At 56.0% G+C, this 1487-nt stretch carries 1 protein-coding gene; it reads right to left on the bottom strand.

Going from position 1 to position 1487, the window contains the following annotated elements; all coding sequences use genetic code 11:
- On the bottom strand, positions 1–1487 hold a 1487-nt coding region (locus ACNKID_RS09690; RefSeq protein WP_417913225.1), incomplete at both ends, for a class I SAM-dependent DNA methyltransferase.

The following is a 1487-nucleotide window of genomic DNA, read 5'->3' as shown; positions in this document are numbered from 1 at the left end:
AGCGGCAGGAGGCTGGCGGTGTATTTCTGATAGAGATCAAAGAGGAAGGCAACGCGGGCAGCCTCGGCGGAAAAGCTGCTTTTGCCATAGGCAGCGTCCACAGCCTTGTCCAAAACGCGGTGCGCCTTGAGCAGCACGGGCGGCATGGTCAGCGGGTCGTAGAGATCGGCGAGCGAGGAGTCTGGGAACTGGGCGCGGGCATCCAGAACGGCCTGCGCAGCGGTTTCAATTGCCTGCCGCTGCTTGCCGCTGGGGTTTTCTGGCCAAGGGAAGTTGTTGTAGACAATGCTGGCGGAGTAACGGTAGCGGCTTTCAAGGCGACCGCAGACCGTGCGCATCCAAGCATTGTGCATGACCGATGAGAGCACGCCGAAATGGTAGAAATCAGCATCGGGAACGATCAAACATAGATTGCTGGCAATGACATCAGCGGGCATGAAGCCGATTGGAATGTATTGCCGCCGCTCTGAAGAAACGCTTGGAACAACAAGATAGGGTGTTTCCGTGTGAGAAACAAAGGCAAACTGGCTGGGCGTGTCCGCAAGCTCACGAGTAGCCGCCCGATTGCTGGCGAGACGGAACGCTTTGACCGCTGCAAGCCGTTCCATCACTCTCGGATGCTTTTTCATCTCCTGCGGCTGCATGTCTTTCAGCCAAAGACAGTAGCGCTCGCCGTTGTTGATAAATTCATCAGAGCCTAAAAACTTCCTGATGTACGGCGCAACACTTGGCTCCTCGTTCACAAAGCAATCTTTCTCTTCCGGCGTGAGAATAAAGCCGCCGCCATCAATGGGCTGGTTGCCGAACTTCATTTCCGGCACCGGAACAATTGGTGCTGATCTTTTGCTGAGAGTCACATTCGGCGCATTGACGAGATACGGGTTGATGTTCTCCGCCGCAATCCGCTGCGCTTCGCCCCTGATGTCCTCATACTCAAACAGCCATTTCGGGGCAATGTCTTCATAGGCAAAGCCGACAATCACACAGTGCACCGCAGCTTTGCCCCGCGCCTCGTTGCTCCATTGAAACGTGCGATGAGCAAAGAAAATCTTGATGCCTTGCGCCAGCAGCCAGTTCCACAACACGCCGACCTGCTCGCCTTGGCAAATGGAGTTGGTGGAAACAAAGGCGCAGCGGATTGAACTGTTTTGAATCATCCTGGCTGCCTTCACATGCCAAGCAGTGACGAAATCGAGCAGCCCGGCATTCTTGATATCGCCGAACACCGTGAGCGCATCCGCCCGCTGCTCCTCGCTCATGAACTTCGCGCCCACAAACGGCGGATTGCCCATGATGTAATGCAGCCGCTCTGCCGGAATCAGCTCGTTCCAATCCATGCGCAGGGCGTTGGCGCAAACAATATTCGGGCTGGTCTTGAGCGGAATGCGGGCGAAGTAAAGGCCGAACTCCTCGGAAACCTGCTGGTTCATCTGATGATCGGTCAGCCAGAGGGCAACTTGGGCAATCTGCGCCGGAAACTCCTCCAG

The organism is Candidatus Electronema sp. TJ (assembly GCF_048287355.1).
GTDB lineage: Bacteria > Desulfobacterota > Desulfobulbia > Desulfobulbales > Desulfobulbaceae > Electronema.
The sequence above is the reverse complement of the archived record's forward strand: the minus strand, read 5'-3'. Positions and strand labels throughout refer to the sequence as shown.